Origin of the sequence: Nocardia sp. NPDC006044, assembly GCF_042871115.1 — a bacterium.
Taxonomy (GTDB): Bacteria; Actinomycetota; Actinomycetes; order Mycobacteriales; family Mycobacteriaceae; genus Nocardia.
This window is the reverse complement of the sequence record NZ_JBIAID010000001.1, coordinates 751,145-774,274: the sequence shown is the minus strand read 5'-3', so window position 1 is coordinate 774,274 and position 23,130 is coordinate 751,145. Positions and strand designations below refer to the sequence as shown.

Below are 23,130 nucleotides of genomic sequence, written 5' to 3'. Positions count from 1 at the left end.
AAGCGGCCGACCATCGATCGCCGCCCGCCTCCAAGGTTACGCCCTCGGTGCCTCATTCCAAAGACCCTCCGCGCCAACCGCTTCCCGCCCTGAATGTCCGAGATCGCCAGCGCCGCACTACACCTCGTCAAAAACTTTCACTTTTCTTGTGCACGCCTCCCCCACCCGCTACCGTTGATTTCGAGGATATTACCGCGGGTTCCGAAGTGGTAAACAGGGCTCCAGCCGATCGACGGGGGTTCTATTCATTGCAGGCAAATCTGCCCGGGCGGGCGAATATTGCGGATCAGCAACCGATGACTATCTCGGTATTCACCCCCGAGGCCGGTGGCCTCGAGGGGCAGGAGGCGTAATGAGCCAGGGATCGCTCACCGACAATTCTGAACATTACCGCTGCGTGGGCATCGGTATCGGACCAGCAAATCTGAGCCTGGCGTCGCTGCTGTACGAACAGCCGGATGTCTCGAACCGGTTCTTCGAGAAGCGACGCGACTTCCGGTGGCACGACGGCCAACTCCTGCCCAACACCTCGCTCCAGGTCTCGATGCTCAAGGACCTGGTCAGCCTGTCCGATCCGACGAACCGCTTCACCTTCCTGTCCTATCTGCATGCCAAGGGCAGGATCTATCACTATTTGAACGCGCAGTTCGACGCGGTGCCGCGCAGCGAGTTCCGGAACTATCTCGAATGGGTGAGTTCCATGAACGAGAATCTCGTTTTCGGTGAACAAGTGCGCTCGATCGAATTCGACGGTGTCTTCCGGTTACGCACCGGCAACCACACCGTGACGGCGGACAACGTCGTGATCGGTGTCGGCCGGAAGCCTTATGTTCCGCCGGTCGCGGAGAATCTGCTCGGCCCGACGCAATTCCACATCAGCGAATTCGCCGACAAGGCAGGCGGACTCGCCGGAAAACGGGTCTGGGTAATCGGTGGCGGGCAATCCGGGGCGGAGGCCTTTCTCGAGCTGATCTCCCGCCCGCGCAGCGAGCTGCCGCGCCGGGTCGGCTGGATATCCCGGCGGCGCAACTACTTTCCGCTGGACGACTCGCCGTTCACCAACGACTACTACATGCCGGACTATTCGGAGTATTTCTCCGGCCTGCCCGGCGCCGCCAGGGAGGCGCTCAACTTCGCCCACGTGCTGACCAGTGACGGCATCTCCGAGGCCACGCTGCGCGAGATCTACCAACGCATCTATCTGCACCACTTCGTCGATGGCGCAACCGATCTGGTCGCCCTGTATCCGAACCGCGAGGTGCTGCGGGTCACCGGCGATCCAGGCGCGGGCTGGGACATCACCTTCACCCACAACGACCAGCCCGGCGTGGACGAGCACGCGGAGGCGGACGTGATCGTCTGGGCGACCGGTTTCCGCGCCGACGGCATGGAGTTCCTGGCGCCGGTCGCGGACCGGCTGGAGCGCGACCACGACGAATACAAAATCGACTCCGACTTCGCCGTGTGCTGGGACGGCCCGGCCGATCGAAACATCTTCCTGCAGAACGGCGCCCGCCGACAGCGCGGCCTGGCCGACACCAATCTCAGCCTGCTCGCCTGGCGCAGCAAGCGAATCGCCGATCGACTACGCGGCATCCGCTCGGACGATCCGCACGATTCCTTCCTCGAATGGTCGGCCAAGGCGCCCGACGACCGGAGCGCGGAGCGATGACCAGCCGGGCCGTCGCCGTGATCGGCGGCGGAATCATCGGCTGCCTGATTGCGCGCGAGGTGATTTCGCGCTCCCCCGATACCCCCGTCGTGGTGTTCGACCGGGACGGGATCGGCAGCGGGGCGAGCAGGCGCTCCGCGGGACTGCATTTTCCGCGCGGCGCGACCGACCAGGTGCGGCGAATGACCGCCTACAGCCACGACTACTACCTGGACCTCGTCGCGAAACACCCGGCGCTGCCTATCCATTCGCTCGGCATGACGGTGGTGGCGAGGCAGACCGCGGCGAGCCTCGGCGACGTCTATCTCGACCACACGGCGCTGGCCCCGACGGTCGCGGTGCCGGGCGGTCTGGTCCGGGTGCCCCGGGACGCCGGTGTCTGGCGCGGTCAAGGCTGTCACTACGCCGATGTGCCCGGCGTGGCGCAGGCGATCGCCCACGATCTGCGTGGGCGCGTCACCTTCCGGGAAGGCCTGCGCGTCAACGCGATCGAAGACAGCGGGGCCGAAGTGCTGCTCCAGCTCAGCACGGGCGAGACCTACCCGGCCGCGCGCGTGGTACTCGCCCCTGGACCGTGGCTGGCCGACCCCGCCTGGCGCGACCTGGTCGCCCCGCTGAACGCGCGAGTCAAGAAGGTGGTCGCGCTGCACATCGAACAGGTGCCGGGGCCCGACGACGGCGTCATCGTGTTCCAGGACGAGGACGCCTTCCTGCTGCCGCTGCGGCACCGCGGGCACTGGCTGTTCAGCTACACCCATGACGAGTGGGACGTCGACCCCGACACCGTGTCCGGCGGGCTCGACGACGGCGTCCTCGCGGCGGCAATGCCGCTGCTGCACCAGTATTCACCCGCACTGGCCGAGCACGCCGTGGGCGGCCGGGTGTTCTGCGACGCCTACAGCCCCGACCGGCAGCCGCAGGTGCGGGCACTCGACCCGGCCGGGCGGGTGATCTTCGCGGGCGCCGCGAACGGTTCGGGTTACCGGCTGGCCCCCGCGATCGCGGCCGAGGCCGCCGGCCTGCTGCACCTGGACGGGCAGCCAAGTCAGCCACCGAAGGAGATGAGTCCCGCGTGATCATCAATCGTTTCGAAACGGCCGAACTGCACGCCGCATTCGGCATCGACATGAGTTCGATCGACGGATTCGGTTTCGGCGCCGGCTGGGCGCGGGTGGCACCCGGCAGGCAATCCGATCCACACCAGCACGACGAAACCGAGTTGTTCCTGGTGGTCAGCGGTCACGGTGACGTGATCGTGGACGGTGCGCGGCATCCCGTCTCCCCGGGCATGGCCGTGCTGTTCGATCCGTTCGAGACCCACGTCGTGGAGAACACCGGGACGGCCGAGCTGGTGTTCTTCGACCTCTACTGGCGCGATCCGAGCCGGGCCGCCCGCGCCGCCACCGGCCGCAGCGACCGGCGGCGGTTCGGCGCGCGGCCGATCTTCGTGTTCTCCACGCCGCCGACGCCCAACGGCGATCTGCATCTCGGGCACCTGTCGGGCCCTTATCTGGGTGCCGATGTGTTCGTCCGGTTCCAGCGGATGAACGGCGCCCAGGCCTGGCATCTCACCGGCAGCGACGACTACCAGAGCTACGTGGTCGACCGGGCCCGGCGCGAGGGTCGGGACCCCGCGGCGACGGCGGCGCACTACAGCGCCGAGATCGCCGAAACGCTGCGGCTGATGGACATCGAACCCGACCAGTACACGGTGACCGGCACCGACCCCACCTACCGGGCCGGATTGCAGGCGTACTTCGCCGGCCTCGTGGCATCGGGATCGGTTGCGCCGCAGGCGGGTCCGGCGCTGTTCGACAGCTCGACCGGCGAATACCTGTACGAGGTCGACGTATCCGGCGGGTGCCCGGGGTGCGGCGCGACGACCGGTGGCAACATCTGTGAGGGCTGCGGCGAGCCCAATTCCTGTGTCGACCTGACCGATCCGCGATCGAAACGGTCGCAGGCGGCACCGCGGATCGAGTCGCTCACCCGATTCACCCTGCCGTTGCACGAGTTCGCGGCCGAACTCGCCGCGCACCACCGCCTGGGCCGGGTTCCGGCGCGGCTGCGCGAGCTGGCCGCGCGCGTGTTCGCCCGTCCCCGGCTCGACGTGGCGATCACCCATCCGGCGACCTGGGGTGTGCCGCCTGCCGACACCGGCGCGGACGGACAGGTCATCTGGGTCTGGCCGGAGATGTCCTATGGCTTCCTGCACGGCATTTCGGCGCTGGGGCGTCGCCTCGGCCGGGACTGGCGCGCGGACCGGCCCGAGCAGGACTGGAAGATCGTGCACTTCTTCGGCTACGACAACAGCTTCTATCACTCGATCCTGTATCCGGTGCTCTACCGGCTGGCCTTCCCCGGCTGGCACCCGGACATCGACTACCACGTCAACGAGTTCTATCTGCTGAACGGCGGCAAGTTCTCGACCAGCCGGCGAAATGCCGTCTGGGGCAAGGAGATCCTCACGCCGGACAGCGTGGACGGGGTGCGGTACTTCCTGTCGAGGACCCGGCCGGAGTCCCGGTGCACCAACTTCACCCTGGAGGACTACGCGGCCACCGTGCGCGAGGAATTGATCGGCACCTGGCAGCAGTGGCTCAACGATCTGGGACGCCGCATCCAGACCCGATACGGCGGCCAGGCGCCGGACGCCGGCGTCTGGACGCCCGAGCACACGGCATTCCTCGGCCGCCTCGGTGCCCGGCTGTCCACCGTGACCGCCGCCCTCGGCCCGGATGCGTTCTCGATCGCGGTGGCGACCGCAGAGTTGCACGGAATCGTAACCGACACAATCGGATTCGCCGAGCGCGAAAACGCGGTCGCGACGGTCGACGGCTGGCACGACGAGGCCCGCACCGCCGTCGCGCTGGAACTCGCCGCGGCGCGGTTGCTCGCCGACTGCGCCACGCCCGTACTGCCCCGCTTCGCCGGGCGGCTCGGCGAAGCGCTCGGCGGGCAGCGTCCGGCCGAGTGGCCGCACATCGTGCGACTCGTGCCAGCGGGAACCCGAATCGACCTGGTGCGGGAGTTCTTCGCCGAACCATCGGTCGGGGCGGCCGAGCCGGTCGGCGTGGGGAGCGCCTGATGGATTCGGTGATCAACCAGATCGTCACGACGCCGCCGCCGGCCGGCTTCCACGCGACCTTCGCGCGGCTCGGCACGACGGAAACGATCGAATTGCGCGAGTTGTCCACGCGGGCAGACCATTTGGCGGTCCGGCTGCGTGAAATGGGTGTGGCGCCCGGCGACCGCATCGGGATTCTCGCCGCGAACTGCCTGGAGTGGGTGCTGCTGGATCTCGCCGCGCTGCGCTGCAAGGCGGTGACCGCCGGGCTGGAGCCCGGGAAATTCGAGCCCGACGCGGCGCTGCTCGCGCGCTACGACTTGAAACTGCTGTTCACCGATCAGCCCGCCACTGCCGCAGGTGTCCGGCCGATCAGCGACGTGCGCACGCTCGCCGAACAACCCGCGGACCCGCTGCCCGCGGTCCGGTACGGCAGTGACGAGGCGACGACGCTCAAGTTCACCTCGGGCAGCACCGGTGTGCCGAAAGGACTCGCGGCCAGCGTGGGCAGCATCGACAGCTCGCTGCGCGCCGTTCAGGAAATGTTCGCGCACGGTCCCGGCGATCACCTGTTCGTCTTCCTGCCGCTGGCGCTGTTGCAGCAGCGGTACTGGATCTATTCGGCGCTGCGCTTCGGTCACGACGTCACGGTCAGCAGCTATGAAGCGGCGTTCACCGCGATGCGGCAGGTGCGGCCCACCGTGGTGATGGGAGTGCCCGGCTTCTACGAGACGGTGAAACGGCATCTGGAGTCTCAGGCCGATCCGCAGGTCGCGGCCAAGGAGCTGTTCGGCGACCGAATCCGTTATCTGTGGACCGGTTCCGCGCCGGCCGGCGCGGACATGCTGCGTTTCTTCACCCGTCTCGGCCTGCCCATCTACGAGGGCTACGGGATGAACGAGACCTGCATCGTGGCCAAGAACCATCCGGGCGCCAGCAAGGAGGGCAGCGTCGGGCGGGTCGTGCCCGGCAAGGAGGTGCTGTTCGACGCCGACGGGGTGATCAGCGTCCGCAGCGAGTACCCGGTGGCGCGGCGGTACGAATACGGCGCCGCCGGGAATTCGATGGGTGTGTTCGCCCCGGACGGCACGGTCCGGACCGGCGATATCGGCTACCTCGACGACGAGGGCTTCCTCTATATCCGTGGCCGCGCCGACGATGTGATCGTGCTGGCGAACGGGAAGAAGATCATCGTCCGCCCGATCGAGGAACGCATGGCGGCGAGCCCGGCGATCGACCACTGCGTGGTGTTCTGCCCGGCGCAGACCCAGCTCGTCGCGGTCGTCTCCCCCGCGACCGAACCCGCCGACGAGGCAGCGATCACCGAGCACGTCGAGCGCGCCAACGCCGAGCTGGAGCGCGACGAGCGCATCGGCCGGGTGGTGATCGCCCGCCCCCGGTTCAGCATCGACAACGGCCTGCTCAGCGCGCAGTACAAGCCGAAACGACGGCAGATCCTCGAACAGTTCCGACGGGAAATCGGTGAGAAAGGAAGAACCCATGCCTGATGTGGAAAAGGCCGTGCACGACAACTTCCGGAAGGTGATCGCGTCGAACAACGCGCAGGGCGAGCTCGATCCGGACCTCGACATGGTCGACGACTACGGGCTCACCTCACTGAACAAGGTCCTGTTCCTGACCGCGGTCTGCGACGACACCGGCATCTCGCTGGCGAACTTCACCGAGGAGAACGTGGCCGCCATGCGCACCCTGCGCGACGTGACCGCCGAGCTGTCCCGGCACGCGGAAAGCGCGGTCTGACATGGGATGGGCTGAGCTTGCGCCGGCACGGCTGGAGAACGACCACGTCCTGCTCCGCCCGATCGAGCCGGCCGACCGGGCGGCGCTCTGTGAGATCGCGCTGGATCCGGACATCTGGCGGTATTTCGTCTCGCTGGTGGAGACCGAGGCCGACTTCGACGCGTTCTTCGATGCGGCACTGGAGGATCAGCGCGCCGGACGCCGGGTCGTCTTCTACATCATGGACAAGGCCAGCGGCCGGGCCGCGGGCAGCATGAGTTACGGGAACCTGGCCGAGCGGGACGGCAGGCTGGAGATCGGCTGGTCCTGGCTCGGGCGCGACTTCCGCGGCCGCGGGCTCAACCGGTGGGCGAAATACCTGCTGCTGGAACATGCCTTCGAACGGCTCGGCGCGGAACGGGTGGAGTTCAAGACCGATGTGCTCAACGAGCAGGCGCGGCGCGGTCTGCGCAATATCGGGGCGACCGAGGAGGGGGTGCTGCGCAGTTTCAATCCGATGCCGGGCGGCCGGCGCCGCGACGCCATCTTCTACAGCGTGCTGCGGGGCGAATGGGCCGGTGTCAAAGCCAAATTGGCGGCCTATCCGAAGGTGCAGTTGGCGGGCGCCGTCGAATGAGCGCGGTCCTGCGGACTCCGTTCATCCGGGTCGAGGGCGAGAGTTTCGCCCTCGGCTATCAGCACGGGCAAGCCAGGGCCGCCGACCTGCGCACGTTTCTGGACGACGGGCTGTGCCGATTGAACCGGCTGCTTCCGGAGCCGGTCTCGATGACGGGGCTGGGGCCGACGATCGACGCCTACCTGGCCGAGATCACCGCTGCCACATCGGACTTGGCCGAGGAGATCCGCGGCCTCGCCGCCGGGGCGGACCTCGACTTGCGGGAGGCCGTGTTATTGCAGGTGCGCCGCGAAATCCTTGGCTACCGGAAGATTCCGGCCGCCGGGGACTGCACCACCTTCGCGTCCGCCGGGCCCGATCCGGTGCTGGCGCAGACCGTGGATCTCAACGGCAATCTCGACGATCAGATCACTGTGCTGGAGATCGTGCGGAGCGGGACATCGCGGCGCGCGTTGGTGCTCAGTTTCGGCGGTCTGCTCGGCTACCTCGGCGTGAACAGCGACGGCCTCGCGGTGGGATTGAATCTCGTGCTCGGCGGGGAGTGGGGGCCGGGTGTGCCGCCCTACCTGGCCATCCGGCATCTGCTCGACCATGCGGGTTCGGTCGAGGAAGCGGTGGGCCGGTTGCGGGAGTTGCCGCTGGCGAGTTCGCGCAACATCGTGCTGTGTGACCGGGAGACCGCCGCCTACGTCGAGGTGCTGGGTACGGAATTCCGGGTCGAGTACGGACCGAATGTGTTGCACACCAACCATTTCCTCCATCCCGACTTCGTGTCGCAGGACGAGATCAACGTGTTCGCGCGCAATTCCTCGGTGCGCAGGCTCGAGGTGTGCCGGAGCAGGCTGGCCACCGCGGGCACCGAACCGGAGGACCGGTTCGCCGTGCTGTCCGCGCCGCCGATCAACGTCGCGGACAACGGGGACATCCGCCGTGAGCGGACGGTGGCGGCGGTCGTCCTGTGTCCCGGTCGTGGCCAATTGCACCTGCGGCCAGGTGATCCCGCGGTGCACCCCACCGAAATCTTCACGCTGTCCCAGGAGCAACGATGAGCTTCGACGCGGGCGTCCTCGCCCTTCCGTTCTACGAGCCGCGACATGTGCAGCGCGCCCAGCAGATCGATAGCTGGTGCGCGGAACACGCTGAGCTGTGGGCGGACTCGGACGCCGACCCGGATGCGACCGGACTGCGGATGCTGCGGGCGCTGGGCGAGCACGGCTGGCTGGCCGCGCTCGATCCGGCGGCCGGACCGGAAGGCGTGGCGGCCGGTGACTGCCGCTCCCTGTGCCTGCTGCGCGAAGGACTGGCCTACGCCGACGATCTCGCCGATTTCGCGTTCTCCATCCAGGCGCTGGCCGCGACGCCGATCGTGCGTCACGGCAACGAGGAACAGCAGCGACGGTATCTCGCGCCGATGGCGAAGGGCACGCTGTGCGGCGCGTTCGCCATCTCCGAGCCGGAGGTGGGCTCCGACGTCGCGGCGATCGGCCTGCGGGCCGACAAGGTCGACGGCGGTTATGTGCTCAACGGCGCCAAGGCGTGGATCGCGAACGGCGGGATCGCGGACCTGTTCTGTGTCATCGCGCGGACCGGCGAGGGGCCGGGCGCGCTGGGCCTCACCGCGTTCCTGGTGCCGGCGAACACGCCGGGACTGACCGTGGGACAACGGGTTCCGCTGATCGCGCCGCGCTCGTTCGCCGATCTCCAGTTCACCGACTGCCGACTGCCGCCGGACAGCGTGCTCGGCCGGCCCGGCGCTGGCTTCGTGATCGCGATGGAGGTGCTCGAACGGTTCCGGATGACGGTGGGCGCCGCGGCGATCGGGTTCGCCCGCCGGGCCACCGATGCCGCGCTGACCCACGCGAAGAACCGAAAGATGTACGGCGCGAAGCAATTCGATCTACAGCTGGTCAAAGCGACGTTCGCCGAGATCGAGGTCGAGTTGAACGCCGCGGCACTGCTGGTGGCCCGCGCCGCCTGGGCGGCCGACCGCGGAGATCCGGCCGCGGCGAAACACTCCAGCATCGCCAAGCTGTATGCCACCGAGCGGGCGCAGCACATTGTCGATGCCTGCGTGCAGGTCTTCGGCGCGGCGGGGTTGGTCGCCGACAGCGTGCCGGAGCGGCTGTACCGGCAGATCCGATCGCTGCGAATCTACGAGGGCAGCTCCGAGGTGCAGAAGATGATCATCGCGGGCTCGCTCGGCGGCCGGGGGCGGGCGAAATGAGTGCCTTTCTGGCTCGGCCGCCCCGGCGCTCGGCTCGGGTGCGGTTGTTCTGCCTGCCGCATTCCGGCGGCGGCGCTTCGGTTTTCCGCGGCTGGCCGCGGGAGCTACCGGGCTGGGTCGACGTGCTGCCGGTGCTGCTCCCCGGCCGGGAGGAACGCGCCGACGAACCGCCGGCCGCCGATCTGGACGAGCTGGCCGACGCGATCGCCGACGCGCTCCGTCCACATCTCGACGTGCCGTTCGCGTTGTTCGGGCACAGCCTGGGCGGCCTGCTCGCGTATCAGGTGACGCTGCGGCTGCACCGGCCGCCGGTGGCCCTGCTGGTGGCGGGACTGGCCGCGCCACACCGGCTCGCGCCGGAGCCGATGCACGAGTTGTCCGATGAGGGGCTGCTCGATCGGATCTTCGAGCTGGGTGGCACCCCGGCCGAATTGCGCGACGAGCGGGATCTGCTGCGCTCGGCGCTGCCCGCACTGCGCGCGGACGTGACGATGTTCTGCACCTACCAGCATCGGCCCGCCGCGCCGGTGCCCTGTCCGATCGTGGTCTTCAGCGGCCGCGACGACGCTCTTGCCGCACCGGACGCGGCCGCCGAGTGGCGTGGCCTCACCGCCGGGACCGTGCGCACGCGCGAACTGCCCGGCGGTCACTTCTTCGTCCACACCCAGCGTCGCGAGCTGACCCGCATGATCACCGCCGAGCTGCGCCGCTGCCTGCCACCGAGCGACCTGCCCCGGACCCCCGCTCCGGAGCCCGTCCGACGCGGGCGCATCGAACCGGTCGCCGTCATCGGTATCGGCTGCCGTTTGCCGGGGGCCGATGGGCCGCAAGCACTCTGGCGTCTCCTTATCGACGGGGTGGATGCGGTGACCGAGGTACCGCCGGAACGCTCCGACCATCCGACCGTGTTCGGCCGGCTGCCCGCGGTGCCGTCCGGATTCCGCCGCTTCGGCGGATTCCTCGACGACGTCGAGGGTTTCGACGCGGCGTTCTTCGGCATCTCGCCCCGGGAGGCCGACCGGATGGATCCGCAGCAGCGGTTGCTGCTGGAGGTGGCCTGGGAAGCCTTGGAGGACGCGGGGATTGCGCCCACCGCGCTGGCGGGCACGCGCACCGGTGTCTTCGTCGGGCAGATGGGCCGGGACTATTGGGAATTGCAGGCCCGGCAGAGTTCGCTCGACCTGCACGCGCTGACCGGGGGCGGGTTGTCCTCGTTCCTGTCCGGGCGGATCTCGTTCGCGCTGGACCTGCGTGGACCGAGCGTCTCGGTCGACACGGCGTGCTCGTCGTCCCTGACCGCGGTGCATCTGGCCTGGCAGAGCCTGCAGCTCGGCGATTCGGACGTGGCGCTGGCCGGCGGGGCGAACCTGGTGCTGCTGCCCGAGCTGGCCGCCATCTACGAGCAGGTCGGGCTGATGTCGCGGCGGGGGCGCTGCCGGTTCGGCGATGCCACCGGCGACGGGTTCGTCCGGTCCGAAGGCGTGGGCGTGGTGGTGCTCAAACCGCTGGCGCGGGCGCGCGCCGACGGCAATCGCGTGTATGCGGTGATCGCGGGAAGCGCGAGCAACAACGACGGCAGCGGCGGCGGTTCGCTGGTCGCGCCGGCCCAGGACGCGCAGGAGCGGTTGCTGCGCGACGCGCTGGATCGGGCGGGGGTCGATGCCGCCGCGGTGGATTACGTGGAAGCCCATGGCACGGGGACGAATACGGGTGACGCGATCGAACTGCGGGCGCTGTCCCAGGTATTCGGCGGAACGCGGCCTGACGGGCGGCCGTGTCTGGTCGGTTCGGTGAAGACCAATATCGGCCATCCCGAGGGCGCGGCGGGCATCTCCGGATTCATCAAAACGGTGCTGAGCGTGCATCATCGGCTGATTCCGGGGAATCCGCTGCTGACCGAACCGCATCCGGTCCTGCTGGAGCCCGGCACGCCGCTCAGGGTGCCGACCGAACCGGTGGCGTGGCCCGCGGATTCGTCGCCGGTCGCCGGGGTGACGTCCTTCGGCCTGTCCGGAACCAACGTGCACGTGGTACTGACCGCCGCCCCCGCGGCCGCGGAACCGGACGACGACGCGCCGCAACCGCTGGTGCTGCCGCTCTCGGCCCGCGATCCCGTTGCGGCACAGGAACTCATGGCCGCCTACGCCGACCGGCTGGACGGCGCGGATCCGGTCACCGCGCGGCGGGTGTGCGCCGTCGCGGCGCGCGGTCGGGCGCACCACGAATGGCGTTCGGCGGTAGCCGCTTTCGACGGCGACGGACTTGCCGCCGCGTTACGCGATCGGCTGCTCGACGCAGTGCCGCAGCGACCCGCCGGTGGACCGCGCGTCGCGTTCGTCTTTCCCGGGCACGGCAGCCAGTGGGCCGGTATGGGGCGCGAGCTGCTGAACACCTCGGCCGTATTCCGGGACGCGATCGAGAACTGCGACGCGGCAATCCGATCCGCGGCCGGTTGGTCGCTGCTGAAGGTTCTTGCCGACGACGACGGGACGGAGCTGGCCGAGACCGCGATAATTCAACCGGCCGTGTGGGCCATGCAGGTGGCGTTGGCGCAACACCTGCGGTCCTGGGGAATACGGCCCGATGTTGTCATCGGGCACAGCTTCGGCGAGGTGGCCGCCGCTACGGTCGCCGAGGCGATCGATCTCGCCACGGCCGCCGAACTCATCTGTCGCCGTGGCGAACTCACCGCACAGGCGGACGGTCTGGGCGGGATGGTCGCGGTGGCGATGCCGGTCGCCGAGGCGGAGGCGGCCGCCGCGCGCTACGGCGACCGGATCGTGGTGGCCGCGCGCAACAGTCCCCGCCTCACCGTGCTTTCCGGCGAGACCGACGCGGTGGACGAGTTGCTGGCCGAGTTGCGCGACGCCGGGGCGCGGGCCGGACGGGTGCGGATCAACTTCGCCTCGCACAGCCGATTCATGGATCCGCTGCAACCGCAACTGATCTCCGCGCTTACCGGCCTGCGAGCCGAGCCGGTGACCGTGCCGTTCCGGTCCACGGTCACCGGCGAGCGCATGGCCGGTCCGGATCTCGACGCCAGGTACTGGGCCGGCAATCTGCGGTCCGCCGTTCGATTCGCCGATGCGATCGGTGCCGAAAATGCCTTAGGACCAACGGTTTTTCTCGAGGTCAGCCCGCATTCGGTGCTCGCGCAGGCCATCGAGCAATGTCTCGCCGACAGGGACAGCGGTTCGGCGGTGGCCGGGCTGCGCCGGGACGAGTCCGAAACCGCGCGCCTCGCGGAGATCGTCGCCGGCCTCTACACCGCCGGTGTCGATCCGGAGTGGACCGCGCTCTACCCGACGCTCACCGTTCCGGACGACATGCCGACCTACCCGTGGCAGCGGCGGCGCACGTGGTTCACGCCGATCGAATCGGCGTCGGCTGACACACCTGCCCCGGCGGAGCCTGCCCCGGCGCCGGTCCGGGCCGAGGGCGGTCTGCTGGACACCCTGACCGCCGAGCTCGGCGCGGCGCTCGGCCTTCCCGCGCAACGGATTCCGCGTCGACGACCGTTGCGCGACGTCGGCTGCGACTCGCTGGCCGCGGTCGAGATCCGGGCCCGGATCGAGCAGCGGTGGGGAACCGAGATTTCGTCGAGCGCGGTGCTCGCGGCGAGCGTCGAGGACCTCGCGGAGGCGATCGCCACTAGCCGCCCGGACACGGGTGGCCGGAAAGAAATGGAGGGATAGCCGTGACTGTGCCGCAATATCCCGGAGGCGGTACTGCCGTGCCGTCGCTACCGGAGCACGACCCCGACGACCCGGTCGAGAACGCGGTGATCAGCAGGCTCACCGCGAACTGGCACCGGCGCGCGATGGTGAAGCGCCCCGAGCCCGACCTGGACGAACTGTTCGAGCCCGAACGCCCCGACTATCCGGAAGGCCTCATCCCGTTCCGGGACCATCCGACCTATCAGGCCATGGACCCCGACCTCCGGGCGCGGTTGCTCGGGTGGGGCTGGGTGGCCTTCAACAAGCACATCATGGACACCGAACAGCACGTGGTGAACCCGACCTTCGCGCTGGTCATCGACGAAACCTTCGACACCGGCCTGGAGATGGAAACGCTGACCACCAGCATGACCCAGGCGATGCTCGACGAGCAATACCACACCCTCATGCACCTCAATGCCAGTTCGGTGATGCGCCGCCGGCGCGGCTGGCGGATGCCCGAGACCGCGCTCCCGCTGGGGCACAAGGCCTCCCGGCTCCGGCAGCGCATGGACCGCAGCGAGCACCGCTGGCAGCGCGACCTCAGCGCGCTCGCCTTCACCACGGTCGCCGAGATCTCGATCAACTCCTACCTCGATCTGATCGCTGAGGACGACGAGATCCAGCCGATCAACAAGGTCACCGCGACCATGCACAACCGCGACGAGTACTGCCACTCCTCGATCGCCGACGAGATCGCCAAGGCGGTGTATCAAAGGCTCGGTCCGGATGAACGGGCGTTGTTCCGGGAGGCTATGGTCGACGGGCTGGAAGCGTTCGCCGCGAACAACTTTCCGACCTGGCATCGGATCGTCGATCTGGTCGGGTTCGACGGCGGACACGAGATGCTGCGCGAGGTCGAACACGACCCGTCGGCGAAGCGGTTGCTGTCCAATTTCAGTGGGCTGCACAAGTTCTGCAGCGAGCTGGACATACTCGAGGAGCTCACGTTCGATTGGTCGACGGTGACGATCGAGGGCCCGTGAGGGCCGACTCGACAACTGACACCACGCAGGTCCCGGCGACATCCGCTGTGGCGGTGCCGATCTGGCTGGTAGCCGTCGGCGTATCGCTGGTCGCGCTGAATCTGCGGCCGCCGATCACGGCGATCTCGACGTTGATGCCGCAGGTGCAACAACAGGAGGGGTTCAACAGCACCGTCGCCAGCCTGCTGGTGGCGGTGCCGATCGCCTGCTGGGTGGGTTTCTCCGGGCTGACCCCGCGCATCGGGCGCGCGCTCGGGCTCAACCGCACCATCGGGTTCGCGCTGCTGGTGTTGCTGGCCGGGTTCGGCATTCGTCTGCTGCCCGGCGTGCCCGCGCTGTTCGCGGGGACGGCGATCATCGGTCTGGCCATCACCGTTGGCAACGTGCTGGTGCCTGCCGCGATCAAGCGCGATCACCCGGCGCACGTCGGATTGCTGACCGGGCTCTACACCATGTCGCTATACACCGGAGCGGCCGCGGCCTCCGGAATCACGCTGCCGCTGCAGGATGCCACCGGGTTCGGCTGGCGGGCGACGCTGGGGCTGTGGGCCGTACCCGTGGTCATCGCGTGGCTGGTCTGGTTGCCGCAGTTGCGCGTCCGCAGTGACGCGGGCACCGGCCCCGCGGCGGAGACCACGCCGCGCAGCCTGTGGTTACAACCGCTGGCCTGGGCGGTGACCATCTTCTTCGCCATGCCCGCGCTGCTGTTCTATACCGTTTCCGCTTGGCTGCCAACGATTCTCGTGGATGCGGGCATGAACGCGTCGTTGGCGGGTGGCATGCTGTCGGTGGCCAATCTGGTCGCGGTGCCCTCCGCGTTGGCCATGTCCATCCTGGTGAACCGCAGCGAACGACAGGTCTGGGCCGCCACCTCGACCGGCGCCGTGCTGGCCATTGCCTTTGCGGGACTGCTGGTTTCGCCCACCGGCGCGGCGATCGTCTGGATGTCCCTGCTCGGCTTCGGGTTGGGCGCCGGCACCGCGATCGGCTACTCGCTCCCGATCCTCCGTTCGCACGACGCCCAGACGACGGCGAAACTGACCGCGATGAGCCAGATCGCCGGCTTCGCCCTCTGCGCGGTCGGCCCGGTCCTGGCCGGCGCCCTGCACGACCTCACCCACGCCTGGACCTCCGTATTGATCCTGCTGCTAGTCCTGTCCCTCGTGCAGATCGGGTCCGGCGCCCGAGCAGGCACCCCACGCTTCGTCTCCTGAGCCGGTCGCCGCCCGGCCGACCGACGGGGCGACGACTGCGGATCTTGTCCCCTAGGCCGATTCGCCGTTAGGGCCGTAGAGGCGGGCGACGTCGGGCGAGTCGAGCCACTTGGAGTAGGTGGGCGACTTCGGCCAGCCGTCGGGGGAATCCTGCCATTCTTCCTGGCGGCCCCACGGCAGGACGTCGATCAAGGCGAAGGTGTAGCTGAGCTGTTCGGTGCCGCGGCCGTTGGTGTGCCAGGTGCGGTAGACCTTGTCGCCGTCGCGGAGGAAGACGTTCACCCCGAAGCCGGCTCCGGGCGGCGAGTCCACGTCCGCGCCGAACGAGCTTTCCGACGACGAGTACCAGTCCATCTTGTTGCCGACCTTCGTCTTATAGGCCAGCGCTTCCTCGATCGGGCCGTTGGTGACGATGACGAAACGCGCGTCGTAGTTGGCCAGCAGATCCAGGCGGACGTACTGCGAGGTGAGCCCGGTGCAGCCGCCGCACTGCCACTCCGCGCCGTCGGACCACATGTGGTTGTAGACGATGAGCTGGGACCGGCCGTCGAATACGTCGACCAGCCGGACCGGGCCGTCCGGGCCGATCAGCGTGTAGTCCGGGAGTTCGACCATCGGCAGCCGGCGGCGCTGTGCGGCGATGGCGTCGAGTTCGCGGGTAGCGGCCTTCTCCCGTACCCGCAATTCGTCGAGCGCGGCCTGCCACGTTTGCCGGTCGACGACGGGTGGCAGTGGGCTGGTGGTCTTCTCGGTCACGGTTCCTCCCGGGGTTTCGGATCGATCTGGTGTGTAGACCCGGGACAGCCGCGAAAATCATCGGTCTCGGGCCGGTTCATCGATATCAGCCGCGGTCTCTGCTACCGTCCATACCTAGCAGATCTAGGTATCGGAGTCCGGTGCATATCGACAAAGACTTGGTGGCGGCGTCGGCTACGCCGCTGGTGCTCGGGATACTCGCCGACGGCGAGTCGTACGGGTACGCCATTCTCAAGCGGGTCAACGAGCTGTCCGGCGGCCGCATGCAATGGACCGACGGGATGCTCTATCCCCTGCTGCATCGGCTGGAACGGCTCGGCCAGGTGACGTCGAGCTGGCAGTCCGGCGACAGCGGGCGGCGGCGCAAACACTATGCGATCACCGATTCGGGCCGGGCGGCGCTCGCGGAACGCCGCACCCAATGGGCGGTCGTGGCCGAGGCACTCGGGCAGGTCTGGCGCAGCGTCGAGCGGCCGCCGGACGCGGCGAAGGGATGGGCGTGATGAGTACCGATGCCGAGCTGGAATCGCAGATCGGGCAGTGGCGCGGCTATGTCCAGCGGCATCAGGCGATCTCGGGCGCCGACGTCGAGGAGATGGAAGACCATCTGCGCGAGCAGGTTTCGGATCTGACCGGCGTCGGACTGGCCGCCGACGAGGCGTTCCTGGTCGCGGTCAAGCGGATGGGCAGCGTGGACTCGATCTCGCGCGAGTTCGCCCGTGAGCACTCCGAGCGGCTGTGGAAGCAACTGGTCCTGCTGCCCGCCGAGCCCGAAGGCGGACACGCGCGGCCCAGGCGCGAGTTGATCGTCGTGCTCGCGCTGGCCGTCGGTGCGGCGCTGGCGTTGAAGGCCGGTCTCGCGGTGCTCGATGGCGCTGCGGCGGCGCGCAATCTCGGCCTGTTCGTATTGCCTTTCCTCGCTGGATATTTCGCGTGGAAGCGGCAGGTGCGGCCGCGGGTCGCGGCCGCATTGCCGGTGCCGTTCGTGCTCGCGGCCGTGGTGCTGAACGTCTTTCCGTTCGATCCGGACGGTGCGACCGAGATCATCGCCGCGATCCACGCGCCCATCGCACTGTGGTTCGCCGTCGGCCTCGCCTATGTCGGCGGAGAATGGCAATCCGACCGGCGCCGAATGGATTTCATCCGATTCACCGGCGAATGGATCGTCTATCTCACGCTGCTCGCGTTCGGTGGTGGCGTGCTGATGGGACTGACGGTCAACGCGTTCGACACGCTCGGCATGAGCATCGAATGGGTCATCGAGGACTGGGTGGCGCCGTTCGGTGTCGCGGGCGCGATGATCGTCGCGGCCTGGCTGGTCGAGGCCAAGCAGAACGTGGTGGAGAACATCGCCCCGGTGCTGACGCGCGTGTTCACCCCGCTCACCGTCGTGATGCTGCTCGCGCTGCTGGTGGCGTTCGCGGCCAACCGCAGCGTCATCGATATCGACCGCAATCTGCTGATCCTGATGGACCTGATTCTCGTGATAGTGCTCGGGTTGCTGCTGTACGCGATCTCCGCGCGCGATCCGCGGCTCTCGCCCGACACCTTCGACCGGCTGCAACTGGTCCTGGTCGTCAGCGCGCTCGCCGTCGATGTGGTGATGCTGGCCGCGATGCTCTCGCGGATCGCGGAATTCGGCTTCACCCCGAACAAGACGGTGGCGCTCGGCATGAACCTGGTGCTGCTGGTGAACCTGGCCTGGTCGGCGTGGCTGAGTTTCGGATTCGTCCGCGGCAGGCGCGGATTCGCCGACGTCGAACGCTGGCAGACCCGCTACCTTCCGGTCTACGGCGCCTGGGCCGCAGCCGTAATCGTCGCACTCCCAACGATTTTCGACTTCGCGTGAACGACGAAGCCGCTGCGGTAGGACAGATCGTCCGCGGCGGCAATGTCGATTCGGTGTTCCATCAAGACGGTTCGAGGAGTTCGGCCAGCACGAGGGTGTCGTTCAGGTAGCGGTCGTAGGGGAAGTCGGCGGCGAGCAGGGCGGTGCGCAGTTCGTCGGCCAAGGGTTTGCCAGTGGCATGGAAGGCTTTTCGACCGGATTCGGTGAGGCTGACCAGGCGGCGACGCTTGTGCTCGGGGTCGGTCTTGACCTGCACGAGTCCGGCTTCTTCCAATGGGCGTAGTGCGCGGCTGACGGCCGGATCGGAGACCGCCAGTGCTTGGGCCAAGCGGTGCTGGGTCACCGGTTCGATGTCTTCCAGGGTTCCCAGCAGGCGGATTTGGCTGTAGCTCAGCCCGGAGGTGTTGTCCACGCGCCGCCGGGTCGCTTCGCCGAGTAGGTACACCACGCGATGCAGCAAGTCTCCGAGTCCATCGTCCACATATCGAGCATAACCGAGTGTTGTCTGATTAAGACTCAACGGCGGCGAAGGCGGCGTCGGTCCGCTCGGCGGCGGACAGTTGTTGCGAGCGGCGGGCGAGGATGATCATGACCGCGGGGAGGAGCAGGTCGCAGACCAGGACTCCCCCGGTGTTGCCGGGCTGGTGGTCGCCGTTGGCGAACCACTGGTAGACGTGGCCGATCAGCGCGCCCCACAGGAACATTCCGGCGCCCAGGCCGATGGTGATGCGTTCGCGGGCCGTGGCCGAGACCGCACGGAAGCCCATGACGGCGAGGCCGAGGTTGGCGAACGCGATCTCGAACTGGAACGGGGTCGGATCGAAGCCGATCGCGGTGGCCATGACGTCCGGAACCGCGACGAACGTGATCGTCATCCACAGGCTGCCGAAGCCGAGCGCGACGACGGCCCACCACCGCTGCCAGGTCTCCAGCGCTGCCGCGCGGGAGGGGCTGTGCCGAGTGGCGACGAATCCGCCGACGACCGCGACCAGCGGCCAGATCAGCGGGACGGCGGTCTGCGCGAGGTAAGAAGGTGTGCTCATGACTTCAGTCTTGCATAGTTAATATTAACTACACAAGACTTCGTGCAAGACACGATCGAGCGCCGCCCGGCCCACAGACCCCCAGTGCGGTTTGCCGCCGGGAAGGCCTCTTTCACCGTTCTGCCCCATAAGCATCAGAAAAAGGCTCTTCATCGCGGCCAGCCCGCGGGCGCGCCGGATCATCGCGTCATCGGCTCGCGCATAGCTGCCGAAGAACCGCGCGGCAGCGCCCGCAGGTAGCAGCACCCAAGCAGCGGCAAGATCCCACGCCGGATCCCCCGCGAACAGATCGCCGAAATCGACTACGCCGGAGAGCGTTCCGTCCGAGACGACGACGTTCGCGGGGTGGAGGTTCGGGCGGCGATTGCTGCGGCGAGGGAGTAGATGTGTTCGATGGAGCCGTCGGCCAGTGTTCGGGATGATTCGAGGCGCAGATGCTGCGGGGGGCTGGCGGCGGGGGTGAGTCGCATTCCGTCGCCGAGCAGGATGGGCAGCAGGACTACGCCGAAACTGTCCAGCGCGTTGATGTTGCGGAAGACCTCGATGGTTCGCTGACCGCCGACCAGGTGGACGTCGCCGTCGAAGTCGGCAGCACGCATCAACTCGAGCAGTTTTTCCGGGGTCGGCGCGGACACCACGTGCTCGGGCGTTCCGGCCGGCAGTGGACGGGTGGTCAGCACGAACACCCTGAGGTCTGGCCACGGCCAGCTCGGGGAGCCGACGGCGGGCTCGAAGGTGTTGCGGCCCATCACCACCGCACCGCAGCCGGCGATGAATTCGGGCAGGCCGTGCGAGCGCCCCGTTTCGAACGTCGGCATGGTCAGCACGGCGGGCAGACCGTCGGCAGAGGTGATGTAACCGTCGAGGCTGACCCCGATGTGCGTCTTGATTTTCATGGTGTCCAGCTTCGGCGGCGCGTTGCGCCTGATCAACGGCCGAATTCGCACACCAGCGATTAGCCGGCCTTATCAATGCCTATGATTCCGGCGTGGAGTTGCGTGCCGTAGAAATCTTCTTGGTGCTGGCCGAGGAGTTGCACTTCGGCCGGACCGCACAGCGCTTGTACCTGACCCAGCCGCGAGTCAGCCAGACCATCCGGGCACTCGAGGAGAGCATCGGGGGCAAGCTCTTCGACCGAACGTCACGACAGGTGCGGCTCACCGCGCTCGGCGAGCGGTTGCGCGACGAATTGCGCCCCGCGCATGACCAATTCCGGCATGCGATCAGCACCGTCACCGAGCTGGCCCGTGGCGTCAGCGGCGAACTGCGGGTCTGCTTGGCGAGTTACGCGATGGCGGGTCGCCACTTCACCGCGATCGTCCGGGAATTCACCGGCCGCTATCCCGATTGCCGGCTCACGGTGACCGAGGAGTTTCCCGGTGAGTTCGCTCGCCTGCGCACCGGCGTCTATCACCTGATGTGCCATCGGCAGCCGATCATGGAACCCGACCTGACCATCGGCCCCATCATGAGTCGCGAACCGAGCATTCTGCTGGTGCACGCCGGGCACCGACTCGCCGTGCGCGGCTACGCGACGCTCGAGGATCTCGGCGACTACGCCGTCATACCGCGTGGCGATATTCCGAAAGCCCTGTACGAGAAGCACTTTCCGCTCGCCACGCCGGCGGGCCGGCCGATCCGCCGCGGCTCGCCGATCGCGACCACCAGCGATATCCTGCATCGCATAGCGGGAGGTGAAGTGGTCCATCCGACTTCGGCGTCCTTCGTGAACTACTACCACCATCCGGATGTGACTCATGTTCCGCTGCAAGGGAATCCGGAGGTGGAAAGCGCCCTCGTCTGGGTCACCGGCATGGAGAACGCCGCGGTCCGCGCCTTCGCCGCGGTGGCCGCGGAAGTCCTCGCCCGAGCCGAGTCGGTCGGCGGCAGGACCAGGTCGGTGACACGATCGCCGAGGATGCTCGGCGCGCAGTCGGTGAGGAAGGACGACAGCGGGCTATGACGCAGGCCACACTCGCTCCTTACACACCGTCGTACCAACCCTCGTAGCATCGACCGTTAGTCAGCAACCACGGGACGCTCGCCGGCCCGAACTATTCGAAGTGTCGACGCCGGAGGAGGACATGAGGCAGGCGGTCGCGGCGACCGCATCGTAGGCGAAGTTGTATCGGTAGGTCCCCTCCTCGGCCGATGAACACCAGCCGCCGGGGGCGGGCATTGCGTGTGACTCGGGGAGTGTCGTTGTCGAAGACTCGTATTTTTGGCGCTATTGGCGTCGTCGTGCTCATTGTCCTGGCCGGCTCGCTGTACTTCGGCTTGCGCGGCAAACCGGATGAAACCCGGGCGAATCAGAAACCGATCTCGGTGGCGGTCGATATGACCAATCTGCCGCAACGCGTGATCCAGGTGAAGCAGAAGATCCCCGTTCAGTCGGGCAACCTGGATCTGCTGTTCCCGCAGTGGCTGCCCGGCAGCCACTCTCCCTCCGGCCCGATCGACAAGATCGGCGGCATCACCTTCACCAGCAACGGGAACAAGCTGGAGTGGAAGCGTGATCCGCTGAACGTGTACGCGTTCAAGGTCACTGTGCCCGACGGCGTGGACTCGGTCGACGCCAGCTTCCAGTACCTCACCCCCACCGATTCCAGTCAGGGTCGCGTGGTGATGACGCCGAATATGCTGAATTTGCAGTGGAACGCGGTGGTCCTCTATCCGGCCGGTGTGCCCGCCAGTGAGATTCCGTTCAACGCGAGCGTTACCTACCCGCCGGGATTCGAGGCCGGAACCGCGCTGGAGGTCGCAGGCAAAGACGGCGACACCGTCAATTACAAGTCTGTTCCGTTGGACATCCTGGTCGATTCGCCCGTGTACGCGGGGCGCTATCACAAGGAGTTCGACCTGGCTCCCGGTGCGAAAACCCCGGTGCGGCTGCAGGTATTCGCCGACGCGCCGGAGCAGCTCGAGGCCAAGCCCGAGCACATCGAGCTGCACAAGGCGCTGGTTCAGCAGGCAGTGAAACTGTACGGCTCGCAGCACTACAACCACTACGACTTCCTGCTCTCGTTGTCGGATCAGCTCAGCTCCAACGGATTGGAACACCAGCGATCCAGCGAGAACGGCCAGCCCACGGACTATTTCACCGCGTGGAACCCCGCGGTCGGCAGCGCCGATCTCCTCGGACACGAGTACACCCATTCCTGGAACGGCAAGTTCCGCCGCCCGGCCGATCTGTGGACACCCAACTACAACGTTCCGATGCAAGACAGCCTGCTGTGGGTCTACGAGGGTCAAACCCAGTATTGGGGCAACGTGCTCACCGGCCGGTCCGGCTTGCGCCCCGCGGAAATCTCTCGTGACGCGCTGGCTTCGGTAGTCGCCGCGTACACCGACAACCGGCCCGGACTCGGCTGGCGCACCCTGCAGGACACCACCAACGATCCCATCATCGCTCAGCGGCGGACGAAGCCGTACCGGTCCTGGCAGCTCAGCGAGGATTACTACCAGGGCGGGCAATTGGTGTGGCTGGGGGTGGACGCGCGAATCCGCGAATTGTCCGGCAACACAAAGTCGCTCGATGATTTCGCGCGCGCGTTCTTCGGTGTCGACGACAGCAAGTGGGAGGCACAGAACACCTACAACTTCGACGACGTCGTCTCGACGCTGAACGGCGTGGTCGCCGACGATTGGGCGAAGTACCTGCGCGATCGCCTCGACGGAAAGGAACCGTTCGCGTCGAGTGTCGAGAAGACCGGGTGGAAATTGGTCTACGACAACAACCCGGGCGCCCTGCTCACGGCTCAGCTGAAACAGGCCGAGGGTGCCGTCAACTACACCTACTCGATCGGTCTCAACGTGTCCGGTGCGGGCAAGGTCACCGATGTGCGCTGGGACGGACCCGCGTTCAAGGCCAAGGTCGGCACCGGGATGACGGTGGTCTCGGTCAACGACGCCCCCTACTCCCAAGCCACGATGGAAGCCGCGATCGAGGCGGCCAAGACCAACCCCGCACCGATCCGGTTGCAGGTGAAGGACTTCGATCAGACGCGGACCGTCGAACTGAACTATCACGACGGCCTCCGTTTCCCGCATCTGCAACGCATCGAGGGCACGCCGGACTACCTCACCCAGATCCTGGCCGCGCGGAACTAGGTCCCGCCTCGGGACGGTGCGGCGGTTTCCCAGCCGCACCGTCCCGGGCAGCCACCTACCGGTTCTCCGTGGTCTGTTCCGTGGTCGGCACGGATGTGACCGGGGCGGGCCGAATC

Annotated in this window: 20 protein-coding genes; 15 read left to right on the top strand and 5 right to left on the bottom strand. The window is 67.6% G+C overall.

Annotated elements, in window-relative coordinates; genetic code table 11:
- Positions 1-397 precede the first annotated feature (397 nt).
- Genes ACFYO1_RS03585 through ACFYO1_RS03535 form a run of 11 tightly spaced genes read left to right on the top strand, consistent with a single transcriptional unit; the run spans position 398 to position 15,256 of the window.
- Positions 398-1,672 (top strand): lysine N(6)-hydroxylase/L-ornithine N(5)-oxygenase family protein, encoded by a 1,275-nt coding sequence (locus ACFYO1_RS03585; protein ID WP_387226788.1) that lies wholly within the window; start codon positions 398-400, stop codon positions 1,670-1,672.
- A complete protein-coding gene (locus ACFYO1_RS03580; protein ID WP_387226786.1) occupies positions 1,669-2,748 on the top strand; it encodes an NAD(P)/FAD-dependent oxidoreductase in 1,080 nt (359 codons plus the stop codon). The genes ACFYO1_RS03585 and ACFYO1_RS03580 overlap by 4 nt, the downstream gene beginning before the upstream one ends.
- Entirely contained in the window at positions 2,745-4,760 is a 2,016-nt protein-coding gene (locus ACFYO1_RS03575) for a class I tRNA ligase family protein (RefSeq protein WP_387226784.1), read from the top strand. The genes ACFYO1_RS03580 and ACFYO1_RS03575 overlap by 4 nt, the downstream gene beginning before the upstream one ends.
- On the top strand, positions 4,760-6,247 hold the full coding sequence (locus tag ACFYO1_RS03570; RefSeq protein WP_387226782.1) for an AMP-binding protein: 1,488 nt from the start codon (positions 4,760-4,762) through the stop codon (positions 6,245-6,247). The genes ACFYO1_RS03575 and ACFYO1_RS03570 overlap by 1 nt, the downstream gene beginning before the upstream one ends.
- A complete protein-coding gene (locus ACFYO1_RS03565) occupies positions 6,240-6,500 on the top strand; it encodes an acyl carrier protein (RefSeq protein WP_150402735.1) in 261 nt (86 codons plus the stop codon). The genes ACFYO1_RS03570 and ACFYO1_RS03565 overlap by 8 nt, the downstream gene beginning before the upstream one ends.
- Before the next feature lies 1 nt (position 6,501).
- Entirely contained in the window at positions 6,502-7,116 is a 615-nt protein-coding gene (locus tag ACFYO1_RS03560) for a GNAT family N-acetyltransferase (protein ID WP_387226778.1), read from the top strand.
- Entirely contained in the window at positions 7,113-8,165 is a 1,053-nt protein-coding gene (locus tag ACFYO1_RS03555; protein WP_387226776.1) for a C45 family autoproteolytic acyltransferase/hydolase, read from the top strand. The genes ACFYO1_RS03560 and ACFYO1_RS03555 overlap by 4 nt, the downstream gene beginning before the upstream one ends.
- Entirely contained in the window at positions 8,162-9,340 is a 1,179-nt protein-coding gene (locus tag ACFYO1_RS03550; RefSeq protein ID WP_387226775.1) for an acyl-CoA dehydrogenase family protein, read from the top strand. Before ACFYO1_RS03555 ends, ACFYO1_RS03550 begins: the two co-directional genes overlap by 4 nt.
- A complete protein-coding gene (locus tag ACFYO1_RS03545; protein WP_387226773.1) occupies positions 9,337-13,035 on the top strand; it encodes an alpha/beta fold hydrolase in 3,699 nt (1,232 codons plus the stop codon). The genes ACFYO1_RS03550 and ACFYO1_RS03545 overlap by 4 nt, the downstream gene beginning before the upstream one ends.
- Before the next feature lie 2 nt (positions 13,036-13,037).
- A complete protein-coding gene (locus ACFYO1_RS03540) occupies positions 13,038-14,042 on the top strand; it encodes a diiron oxygenase (protein ID WP_387226771.1) in 1,005 nt (334 codons plus the stop codon).
- Between the two features lie 53 nt (positions 14,043-14,095).
- On the top strand, positions 14,096-15,256 hold the full coding sequence (locus tag ACFYO1_RS03535) for a CynX/NimT family MFS transporter (RefSeq protein WP_387226770.1): 1,161 nt from the start codon (positions 14,096-14,098) through the stop codon (positions 15,254-15,256).
- A gap of 51 nt (positions 15,257-15,307) precedes the next feature.
- Here the strand turns inward: ACFYO1_RS03535 and ACFYO1_RS03530 are convergent, their stop codons facing one another.
- A complete protein-coding gene (locus tag ACFYO1_RS03530) occupies positions 15,308-16,012 on the bottom strand; it encodes a DUF899 domain-containing protein (RefSeq protein WP_387226768.1) in 705 nt (234 codons plus the stop codon).
- Between the two features lie 140 nt (positions 16,013-16,152).
- On the opposite strand from ACFYO1_RS03530, the gene ACFYO1_RS03525 reads away from it, so the two are divergent.
- Both ACFYO1_RS03525 and ACFYO1_RS03520 read left to right on the top strand, forming a co-directional pair.
- A complete protein-coding gene (locus ACFYO1_RS03525) occupies positions 16,153-16,515 on the top strand; it encodes a PadR family transcriptional regulator (protein WP_387226766.1) in 363 nt (120 codons plus the stop codon).
- Positions 16,515-17,861 carry a permease prefix domain 1-containing protein gene (locus ACFYO1_RS03520; protein ID WP_387226763.1) on the top strand — a complete coding sequence of 449 codons (1,347 nt, stop codon included), beginning with the start codon at positions 16,515-16,517 and terminating at the stop codon, positions 17,859-17,861. Before ACFYO1_RS03525 ends, ACFYO1_RS03520 begins: the two co-directional genes overlap by 1 nt.
- A 61-nt stretch (positions 17,862-17,922) precedes the next feature.
- Here ACFYO1_RS03520 and ACFYO1_RS03515 read toward each other — a convergent pair whose 3' ends face one another.
- From ACFYO1_RS03515 to ACFYO1_RS03500, 4 genes are read right to left on the bottom strand one after another with little or no spacing between them, the layout of a single operon-like run.
- Positions 17,923-18,342 (bottom strand): MarR family winged helix-turn-helix transcriptional regulator, encoded by a 420-nt coding sequence (locus ACFYO1_RS03515; RefSeq protein WP_387226761.1) that lies wholly within the window; start codon positions 18,340-18,342, stop codon positions 17,923-17,925.
- A 28-nt stretch (positions 18,343-18,370) separates the two neighbouring features.
- Positions 18,371-18,904 (bottom strand): DUF6790 family protein, encoded by a 534-nt coding sequence (locus ACFYO1_RS03510; protein ID WP_387226759.1) that lies wholly within the window; start codon positions 18,902-18,904, stop codon positions 18,371-18,373.
- A 24-nt stretch (positions 18,905-18,928) separates the two neighbouring features.
- Complete coding sequence (locus ACFYO1_RS03505) at positions 18,929-19,324, bottom strand: phosphotransferase (protein ID WP_387231664.1); 396 nt, start codon at positions 19,322-19,324, stop codon at positions 18,929-18,931.
- A complete protein-coding gene (locus ACFYO1_RS03500) occupies positions 19,207-19,800 on the bottom strand; it encodes a dihydrofolate reductase family protein (RefSeq protein WP_387226757.1) in 594 nt (197 codons plus the stop codon). Before ACFYO1_RS03500 ends, ACFYO1_RS03505 begins: the two co-directional genes overlap by 118 nt.
- Before the next feature lie 92 nt (positions 19,801-19,892).
- Here ACFYO1_RS03500 and ACFYO1_RS03495 point away from each other — a divergent pair, with 92 nt between their 5' ends.
- Positions 19,893-20,867, top strand: a complete 975-nt coding sequence (locus ACFYO1_RS03495) for a LysR family transcriptional regulator (protein ID WP_387226755.1) — start codon at positions 19,893-19,895, stop codon at positions 20,865-20,867.
- A gap of 278 nt (positions 20,868-21,145) precedes the next feature.
- A complete protein-coding gene (locus ACFYO1_RS03490; RefSeq protein ID WP_387226753.1) occupies positions 21,146-23,014 on the top strand; it encodes a M61 family metallopeptidase in 1,869 nt (622 codons plus the stop codon).
- Positions 23,015-23,130 lie beyond the last annotated feature (116 nt).